Source organism: Streptomyces sp. NPDC088124 (assembly GCF_040685895.1).
Lineage (GTDB): Bacteria > Actinomycetota > Actinomycetes > Streptomycetales > Streptomycetaceae > Streptomyces.
The window spans coordinates 1-9,238 of sequence record NZ_JBFBJB010000112.1 but is presented as its reverse complement, the minus strand read 5'-3'; the positions used below and the strand labels follow the sequence as shown (position 1 = coordinate 9,238).

Sequence of the window (9,238 nt, the reverse complement as noted above, 5' to 3'; positions counted from 1 at the left end):
CGAGCACGACGTCAGCGTCGAGACCGCCATCAACCAGATCGCGGGCGACCTCACCAAATGGCTGGCCGCCCGCGCTTCCTAAAACACGGCCTAGCGGTCGGCAGCTCACTGAAGGCCGGAGTGCGGGCACACTCCGCCCCCGGGGATCCGGCACGGTCACGGTCCGGCGATCCCGCTGCACCGTCATCACATACACCGTCATCACATTGCGCCGCCCGTAGGGGTGACACAACCACCGGAGGGACAAATCATGAAAATAACTGTTATAGGCGCTGGAGCCATCGGCGGAAATCTGGCCCGCAAGCTGAGCCTGGCCGGTCACGACGTCCAGGTTGCGGACGCCCGGGGCCCCGAGGCCGTCACGTCAGAGGTCCTGGAGGCCGGCGCCCGCGCGGTCACCCTGGACTCGTCGGTCCACGGCCGGGACGCGATCGTCCTGGCGATCCCGTTCGGGGTGGCGGGACAGCTGGCGGAGCTGTTCGCCACCGTCCCCGCCGAGACCGTGGTCATCGACACCTCGAACTACTACCCGGGCGTCCTCAGCGGCCGGATCGAGGCGGTGGACAACGGCGAGGTGGAGAGCGTGTGGCACTCCAAGCAGCTGGGACGGCTCGTCATCAAGGCATGGAATGCCGCCCTGGCCGAGACCCAGCGGACCCGGGGCGTCCCGGCGGGCACCGCGGGCCGTATCGCCATCCCGGTGGCCGGCGACTCCGATGAGGCGAAGCGTGTGGCCATGCAGCTCGTGGACGACACCGGCTTCGACCCCTACGACGCGGGCGCCCTGGCCGACTCGTGGCGCCAGCAGCCGATGGGGCCCGCCTACTGCACCGAGCTGACTCTCGACGAGCTGCCCGCCGCCCTGGCCGCCGCCGACCGTGTCAAGGACACGGCCGCCCGCGACAGCATGATGGAGCGTCGCGCCGCCCTCCCCGACAACCCCACCCTGGACGACATCGTCGAGATGAACCGCGCCGCCCACCGCTGACATCCGCCCCGCCCAGGGCGGCACTCGTGCGGCACCGCGGCACCGCGGCACCGGAGACGCGACGGGACACATCCGCCGTCCGCGCCCCGGTGCCACGGCCCCGCGCGGCTGCGGCGCACGGCAGCCCGCCAGAGAGACAGGCCCCGCAGCAGACGACCGCGCCAGGCCGTCGCACACCACCCCTTTGCGATACGGAGGCAGCCTCCGTATTATTGTGAAGACAATCGGAGGACCCCTCCGTTTCCTTCTCGCCCGCTTGGAGGCGTTCCCATGACCCGCTCGCAGATGCTCCTGGCCATGCAGTTCACCAGCGGCTACGGAGCCGAGCCAGGGGCATGGCGGCTGCCCGGGGCCAACCCGTCCAGCTACACCGACATGGACCAGTTCGTACGCTACGCGCAGGCCGCCGAGCGCGGAAAGATCCAGCTGCTGTTCATCGCGGACACCCCGGTCCTGGACGTGGACCTCGAAGAGCAGGCCCCGCACTTCCCCATCGACCCGCTCCTCGTCCTCACCGCCATCGCGCGCGAGACGCAGCGGATCGGCCTGGTCGCCACCGCCTCCACCACCTTCAACGAGCCCTACACCGTGGCCCGCCAGTTCAAGGCGCTGGACGTGATCAGCCATGGCCGGGCCGGGTGGAACGCGGTCACCACCTCCGACCCGGCGGCCGCGGCGAACTTCGGCTCTCCGATCCCGCCCCGCGCGGAGAAGTACGAGCGCGCCCACGAGGCCGTCCAGATCGTCCAGGCGCTGTGGGGCAGCTGGGAGAAGGACGCCTGGGTCCTCGACGTCGAGGGCAAGCGGTTCGCCGACACGAACAAGATCCAGCCGGTCAACCTGCAGGGCCGCCACGTCGCCTCCCGCGGGCCGCTGCCCATCCCGCCCTCCGAGCAGGGCCAGCCGGTCATCTTCCAAGCGGGCGGCGGCAGTTACGGCCTGGAGCTGGCAGGCCACTACGCGAACGGCGTCTACGCAAACCCGATGACGATCGACGACGCCATCGCCCAACGGGGCGCCCTGCGGGACGCCGTCAAGCGCGCCGGACGCGACCCGGACGAGGTGAAGATGTTCGCCGGCTTCATGCCGACCATCGCCGCCTCCCGCCGAGCCGCCCTCGACCGGCGCCGCTTCCTGGACGAACCCGTCGACCTGCGCCAGCGGGTACGCTACCTCGGCGCAATGATCGGCCTGCCGCTCAGCCACCAGCAGCTTGACGAGCCGCTGAGCGAACGCCAGTTGGCCGATGCCGCGCCCAGTCCGCACGACGCCCGCTCCGCCCGCGCCCTCGAGGTGGCGCGAGAGGGCTGGACTCTGCGGGACGTCCTGGCGCACGGCGTCATCGACTACCACCCTGTCGTCGCCGGCACCGCCACGGATGTGGCCGACCACATGCAGGAATGGTTCGAGGCCGGAGCCTGCGACGGCTTCTCGCTCGCGATCGACGGCTACCACGACGGCATCGACGCCTTCGTCGACCAGGTCGTCCCGATCCTGCAGCAACGCGGCCTCTTCCACCACGACTACGAGGGACCCACTCTGCGCGAGAGCCTCGGAGCCCGCGACCAGTACGGACTCGATCCCCGCGTCACAGAAACGGCCCGGTCGTGACCACCACCCACCTCTCCAGCACCGTCACCCTGCAGGCGTTCCGCGACGCCATGGCCACCGTCGCCTCCCCCGTCGCCGTGGTCACCGCCATGGACGAGGGCCCGCGCCCGCACGGCACCACGGTCAGCGCCTTCGCCTCCCTGTCCCTGACGCCCCCGATGGTGCTGGTCTCCCTGGACAACCGCTCCCAACTCCTGGCGATCATCCGCCGCACCGAACGCCTCGGCCTCAACATCCTCGGCACCCACCAGGCTCCGCTCGCCACCGCCTTCGCCCGCCCGGGTCAGGACAAGTTCGACGACGTCATCTGGTCGCCCAGCGAGAACCTGCCCCGGCTGCCCGGGTCGGCGGCCTGGATCGCCGCCGAGGTCGACGAGTACGTCACCGCCGGCGACCACACCGTCCTGCTCGCCCATGTCATCACCGCAGAACCCGATGAGGCAGGCCCCCAACCCCTCACCTACCACCGGCGTTCCTTCGGCACGCACACCCCACTGGCCGCCTGACCGCCGTCGTCACCCCCACAGTCCACTCCCCGGCACGGCGTGCCCCGCGCACAAGCCCCCCACCACCCGGCAGCCCCACGAGGCCGCCAGCAAGGACCGATCCGCCATGAAACTCTCCCTCGTCGAGCTCTCCACCGTCGCCCCCGGCAGCGACAAGGCCCAGGCCCTCAAGGACTCGGTCGACGCCGCGAAGCAGGCGGAGAACCTCGGCTACCACCGCATCTGGTACGCCGAGCACCACAACTCCGCCAGCACCGCTTCCACAGCACCCGAGATCCTCATCGCCCTGGCAGCGGGCGCCACCTCCCGCATCCGGGTCGGCTCCGGCGCGGTGCTGCTCAACCACTACAGCCCCTACAAGGTCGCCGAGTCCTTTCTCCAGCTCGCAGCCCTCGCACCGGGCCGCATCGACCTCGGCCTCGGCCGCGCCACCGCGGGCCCCGTGGTCGACCTCGCCCTGCGCCGCGACCGCGACGTACCACCGACGGACGACTTCGCCGAGCAGGTCCAGGAAGTACTCACCCACTTCGGCGGCCGCTTCCCCGCCGACCACCCCTTCGCGCGCCTGAACCCGGCCGCGGGCTTCACCTACCGGCCCGACGTGTGGATCCTCGGCTCCTCGGGCAACAGCGCCCGCATGGCCGGTGAACTCGGACTCGGCTACGCCTTCGCGGGCTTCATCAACCCCGACGGCGCCGAACGCGCGCTGCTCCGCCATGGCGCGTTCACCGCACCCTCAGCCAATGGGGCGGCTGGAGGACGCGGCATCCTCTCCGTCAGCGCTGTGGTCGCCGACACCGACGCCGAGGCGCGGCGGCTGAACTGGACCAGGACCGCCCTGATGGCACGCCTGGCCCGCCAAGGGACCACGGCCCAGGTCCCCACGGTCGAGGAGGCCGAGCGGGAACTCAGCCAGGAACAGAAGAACACCCCCACCGTCATCACCGACGGCCGCTGGCCCCGCCAGATCGCCGGCAGCCCGCAGACCGTACGGGACCAACTGGAGCAGATGACCAAGGCCACCGGCGTCGACGAAGTCATGGTCCAGGACATCATCACCGACCCCACGGATCGGGCACACTCCCGCGCCCTGCTGGCCGAGGCCCTCGGCGTGGCGCCCGCAGCAGAATGAAGGGCCGCCCTCACCGGCGCGTACCTGCCGCCTCTTCCTTGCGTGGACTGAGGTCACGGCGCCGCCGGACTGGCGGGCTCGCGATCGGGACCGGCTCCTCCCTTCAAGTGCGGCACGCCTCGCCGGATCGAACATTCCGCGTCCAGCAGATGGCAGATGCTTCACCAAACCGGTGATGCAGGTTGAGCGTTGGGCCACTGACGATGCGGTAAACCCGCCATACTCTTCCTGATGGTGCTGCCACTCCCGCGCGGGTTCCCCAGATTCCAGCGCCAGTTCGCGACGAACCCACTCGCTTCGCCGGGCAGGGTCGTCGAACCCGGCGAGTCGTTCCAGCACGCCGTTGTGCGGGAACTCGCCGAGTAGACCGGCTGCGCCACCCGCGAAGAGGACGTAATCCTCCTGGGACGCTGGTCGGCCGGGTCGGCACCATGGTCCGCATCACGGTGGCAGCGATGGTCACCGCCTGGGGCAACGAACCCGCTGACCAAGAGAACGAGAGCATCAGCCACTGGCAGTGGCCCGCTCGGCCAACTCCCCGACGGCCTCTTCATCCCCGGCGCCCAGGCCCTGACCGCATGGCTCCCCCACCTGCCCATCGAGCACCCACCCGCCCACTACACCCCGTTCGCGCCGCCCAAGCGCAGCGAACAACCCGACACCCAAAGCACTCCGTGACCGATACGCCTGATCACGTAAGGAACGGCTCGGGGAACGTCAGGGATCCGGCCATGGGACGGTACTTCCACGGGGCCTCAGCCCCGGAGTCACCGGGCAAGTGCCCAGGGGCTGTACCTGACGGGCACCTCTGCCACCGCCGGGCGCCCGCCGCGTCAGTCACGCGACTCGGGAGGGGAACGTGCGCACGAAACGTCTCGTCAATCTCAACGCCTACAAACTCACCGCGAATCCAGGAAGACGACTTCCTGGATCGCGTGGGTCAACGCTGTCCAGGAGATCGCTCCGGACATCCTCACCGTCCAGGAAGTCGTCATCGAAGGGCGCGTTATCAGCCGCGACTCCTGGGAGGGCGAAGCTCCGCTTCGCTCGCGCACGGTCCGTAACGCCTACGTACGGCTCACCGGCTTCACGAGCCGCTTGGCCGAGCGGCGGGACGCCCAGAAGAAGACCGGCAAAGCCAACACAAGCGGCGGTGCGCCCATGCCGACTCCGGCGAGGGCCGGCCCTGAGCGAAAGACACTTCGCATGTCGATCTGTCCCCGTACGGAATCGACGCCATGGGGCCTTGCGGTCGTCGCAGCCCTTACTCGGGCGCTGCCCGGAAAGTACAAAGGAGCGGTTCCCCCGGAAGGCTCCACTACGCCCTGGTCGCGGAGGGTGCCGCGGACTGGGCGCCCTCACCGGAGTTGCGTACCGCCGTGCAGCGTGAACTCATCGCGTGGCTGGGCGCCGCCGGGTTCCACGCGTCCTGACCACTGAACAGACCACGCGCTCAGCGGACCAGGAACGTGAGCGCGGCGCAGGTGCCGCTCGCCGCGCCGACAGCCAACACCGCCGCCGCCACACAGCGTGTTCTGAGCCGCCGATAGCGCTCGCCGTATTCGCCGCGCAGTTCGCAGGCGCGGTCGGAGATCCGTTCGAGCACGGCCCGCGAAGCGGCCGCCCGGTCGTGGGTGTAGACGCGTTCCACGTCCTCACGCTGGGCGGTCGTGAGCCACGGCAACTGCTCGGTGAAGCGGGCCGCCTGGCGGCGGATGGTCTCGACCTCGGCGCTCCACAGGAGGTAGCCCTCGATCTGGATGAGAGTGCGGGCACTGTCCCTGTCCGGTTCCACGCTCGGTCACCTCCGCTGATCCCCCGGAGCCGCGGCCGCGCCACCGGGATTGTTGAGGGCCTCGTCGAGCCGGCGGATGGCGGGATGGTGCAGATCGAACGCCGGCGATTCGGAACGGACCCGCGGCAGCGCGTGGAAGTTGTGGCGCGGCGGCGGGCAGGATGTCGCCCACTCCAGCGAACGGCCATACCCCCAGGGGTCGTCGACCGCGACCTTCCTGCCGTACTTGGCGGTCTTCCAGACGTTGTAGAAGAACGGCAACATCGACAGGCCGAGAACGAACGAGCTGATCGAGGAGATGGTGTTGAGCGTGGTGAAACCGTCCGCGGCGAGATAGTCCGCGTAACGGCGCGGCATGCCCTCGGCGCCCAGCCAGTGCTGTACCAGGAATGTGCCGTGGAATCCGACGAACAGCGTCCAGAAGGTGATCTTCCCGAGCCGCTCGTCCAGCATCTTTCCGGTGAACTTCGGCCACCAGAAGTGGAATCCGGCGAACATCGCGAACACCACGGTGCCGAAGACGACGTAATGGAAGTGCGCCACGACGAAATAGGAGTCGGAAACCTGGAAGTCCATCGGCGGCGAGGCCAGGATGACGCCCGTCAGACCTCCGAAGAGGAACGTGACCAGAAAACCGATAGACCAGAGCATCGGAGTCTCGTACGACAGTGAGCCGTGCCACATGGTGCCGATCCAGTTGAAGAACTTCACCCCGGTCGGCACCGCGATCAGGAACGTCATGAACGAGAAGAAGGGCAGCAGTACCCCACCAGTCACAAACATATGGTGCGCCCACACCGTGATGGAGAGACCCGCGATCGCGATGGTCGCCCCGACCAGGCCGATATAGCCGAAGATCGGCTTGCGGCTGAAGACCGGGAACACCTCGGTGACGATACCGAAGAACGGCAGAGCGATGATGTACACCTCTGGATGGCCGAAGAACCAGAAAAGATGCTGCCAGAGCAACGCACCCCCGTTGGCGGGGTTGTAGACCTGCGCACCGAATTTACGGTCCGCCTCCAATGCGAGCAGGGCAGCCGCCAGAATAGGGAAGGCAAACAGCACCAGCACGGCGGTCAGCAGCACATTCCAGGTGAAGATCGGCATTCGGAACATCGTCATGCCCGGCGCGCGCATACACACGATCGTGGTGATGAAGTTGACCGAGCCGAGGATCGTACCGAAGCCCGAGAAGACCAGACCCATGATCCATAAATCCCCGCCGATCCCCGGCGAGTGGACCACGTCCGTCAAAGGAGAGTAGGCGAACCAGCCGAAATCTGCCGCGCCTTGCGGGGTCAGAAAACCGCACATGACGATGAGTGAGCCGAACAGATAGAGCCAGTAGGCGAAGATGTTCAGCCGGGGGAACGCCACATCGGGAGCGCCGATCTGCAAGGGCATGATCCAATTGGTGAACCCGGCGAACAGCGGTGTCGCGAACATCAGCAGCATGATCGTGCCGTGCATCGTGAACGCCTGGTTGAACTGCTCGGGCGAGATGATCTGCAGGCCGGGACGGGCCAACTCGGCCCGCATGACGAGCGCCAGCAGGCCGCCCACGATGAAGAACGCGAACGCTGTCACGAGATACAGCGTGCCGATCGTCTTGTGGTCGGTGGTGACCATCCATCCCACGATGGCCTTGCCGGGCTGCCTTCGCCGCAGCGGCAGCTCGTCCTCGTAACTGTCGTCGGCCCCGGCCGACCCTTCCGTGCCCGTCGTGGTCACTGCAACGTTCCTCCGGTCAGTGGTCGCGTGTGAACTCGGCAGTAGCATGGCGGTGGATTCATCGGAACGGTGGACCTCCCGCACCCCGGCGCGTCGACGAGAGCCGTCGCCGTACGCGGTCCCGGGCATGCGGTTTCCGGCATGGGGCATCCCCGGGCATGAGTTCAGGTGTTCCGCATGGCAACTGCCGTAACCGGACTTTCACCCGATAGGGCGGACTGTCCGCGGTGAGGCGGGACGCCGTCGACCCGGTGGCCGAGGCGGACGCCGTCGCATGCTGTCCAGTGGCGGCGCAGTACGCGGACATCCACACACCTATTGACCGTCCTGCCTCGGGGAAGGCTCCGAGATCCGTAGTGAGAGGAAACCGGCAGCGTCGTGTCCCGGCCACCGGCCGAACGGGCCATCGACGGCGCGGCCGGCCACGCTGGTGCTGGAGCCGGACTGCGAGTGGAGGATCAAGGCGGGCCGCAGGGGCGTCGGAATCCTCGAGAAGCCGACCCGCCTGATCGTCCCCGGCGACAACGCCCGCGTCCACCGGGCCTGGTTGCAGCGCGGCCCGGACCGTCTTGCCGTCGAGCTTGGCGTTGAAGGACCAGGACAGGACCGCGCCGTGTTGCGCGATGTCCCTTTGGACACGCTCGCCTGGCATCCCGTCGAGCACCCCGGCGGGTGTGGATGTGCCGTAAGCCGCGGCGGATGCGCTGGACGAGGTGTTCGAGTGTGCTGAGGGTGACGTTCGAGAGCCGGCCGCGCCGCAGCAGTGACCAGATCCCTTCGACGGGGTTGAGGTCGGGGGCGTAAGGCGGCAGGTAGTAGATGGTCGGCCAGTCCCGGTCCTGGGCGAACTTTCGCAGGTCGGCGGCTTTGTGGACGGTGAAGTCGATCCGGGGCGCGTTTCCGGTCTTGTCGACCGGCCCGCTTCCCCAGACCGCTTCCCGCACCCGGCGTGCCCGTTTCCGAGCACCGGGCGCTCCACAAGTCCTGTTCAAGACCCGGGTGTTGTACTCATCCCAGGCCGGGCCAGGGGATCGGGATGACTGTTCCCCGGTAGCGGTAGGCGCTGAGTGCCTCCTCCCCCGTCGAACCCTGCCCTGTCGTACGGCTTGCTGTTGGACGAACCGAAGGGTGTCGCGCCACGAAGGCTCGGCAGCCGACCGGGAGGGGTGGGCAATGGATCCAATGACCATCAGCGGACTGATCGTGCTGGGTGGAGTGGTGGCATGCGCTTGCGCTGCTGTGCTGGTGGTGTGGCTGGTCATGCGTGGCACCGAATCCGTCCACCGCGCCGCAGTCCTCAGATCAGCCGCCGAAATTGTGCTGGCCATCACCGGCCGCCGACGACGGTAGGGCGAGCCTCGGGGCGTGGACGGAACCCTAAGGGTTGTCCCGTAAATGATCTTTGACGTGTTCGGGGTGCAGTCGACTGGCGGAGGAGCCTGCCGTCTATCCGGCGAGGTTGAGGTTGTGCA

General features: G+C 68.2%; 8 protein-coding genes and 1 pseudogene. 6 read left to right on the top strand and 3 right to left on the bottom strand.

The window, feature by feature from the left end; all coding sequences use genetic code 11:
• Nucleotides 1–250 precede the first annotated feature (250 nt).
• The 5 genes from AB0P17_RS42785 (at nucleotide 251) to AB0P17_RS42765 (ending at nucleotide 4,603) form a co-directional block, all read left to right on the top strand.
• Nucleotides 251–988: an NAD(P)-binding domain-containing protein gene (locus AB0P17_RS42785; RefSeq protein ID WP_365820467.1), complete on the top strand. Its 738-nt coding sequence runs from the start codon at nucleotides 251–253 to the stop codon at nucleotides 986–988.
• A gap of 270 nt (nucleotides 989–1,258) precedes the next feature.
• Nucleotides 1,259–2,599, top strand: a complete 1,341-nt coding sequence (locus AB0P17_RS42780; RefSeq protein WP_365820465.1) for an NtaA/DmoA family FMN-dependent monooxygenase — start codon at nucleotides 1,259–1,261, stop codon at nucleotides 2,597–2,599.
• On the top strand, nucleotides 2,596–3,105 hold the full coding sequence (locus AB0P17_RS42775; protein ID WP_365820463.1) for a flavin reductase family protein: 510 nt from the start codon (nucleotides 2,596–2,598) through the stop codon (nucleotides 3,103–3,105). Before AB0P17_RS42780 ends, AB0P17_RS42775 begins: the two co-directional genes overlap by 4 nt.
• 106 nt (nucleotides 3,106–3,211) lie before the next feature.
• Nucleotides 3,212–4,237: an LLM class flavin-dependent oxidoreductase gene (locus tag AB0P17_RS42770; protein WP_365820461.1), complete on the top strand. Its 1,026-nt coding sequence runs from the start codon at nucleotides 3,212–3,214 to the stop codon at nucleotides 4,235–4,237.
• 231 nt (nucleotides 4,238–4,468) lie between these two features.
• Complete coding sequence (locus AB0P17_RS42765; protein ID WP_365820459.1) at nucleotides 4,469–4,603, top strand: hypothetical protein; 135 nt, start codon at nucleotides 4,469–4,471, stop codon at nucleotides 4,601–4,603.
• Between the two features lie 1,087 nt (nucleotides 4,604–5,690).
• Here the strand turns inward: AB0P17_RS42765 and AB0P17_RS42760 are convergent.
• The 3 genes and pseudogenes from AB0P17_RS42760 to AB0P17_RS42750 form a co-directional block, all read right to left on the bottom strand.
• Nucleotides 5,691–6,032, bottom strand: coding sequence for a hypothetical protein (locus AB0P17_RS42760; RefSeq protein WP_365820457.1), 342 nt, complete (start codon nucleotides 6,030–6,032; stop codon nucleotides 5,691–5,693).
• Nucleotides 6,033–6,038: 6 nt separating this feature from the next.
• Nucleotides 6,039–7,766, bottom strand: coding sequence for a cytochrome c oxidase subunit I (gene ctaD, locus AB0P17_RS42755; protein ID WP_365820455.1), 1,728 nt, complete (start codon nucleotides 7,764–7,766; stop codon nucleotides 6,039–6,041).
• A gap of 677 nt (nucleotides 7,767–8,443) precedes the next feature.
• Nucleotides 8,444–8,641, bottom strand: a pseudogene (locus tag AB0P17_RS42750) (transposase); the annotation flags it as partial.
• A gap of 307 nt (nucleotides 8,642–8,948) precedes the next feature.
• Between AB0P17_RS42750 and AB0P17_RS42745 the strand changes: the two are divergent.
• Nucleotides 8,949–9,116 carry a hypothetical protein gene (locus tag AB0P17_RS42745; RefSeq protein ID WP_365820453.1) on the top strand — a complete coding sequence of 56 codons (168 nt, stop codon included), beginning with the start codon at nucleotides 8,949–8,951 and terminating at the stop codon, nucleotides 9,114–9,116.
• The last annotated feature ends 122 nt before the right edge of the window (nucleotides 9,117–9,238 follow it).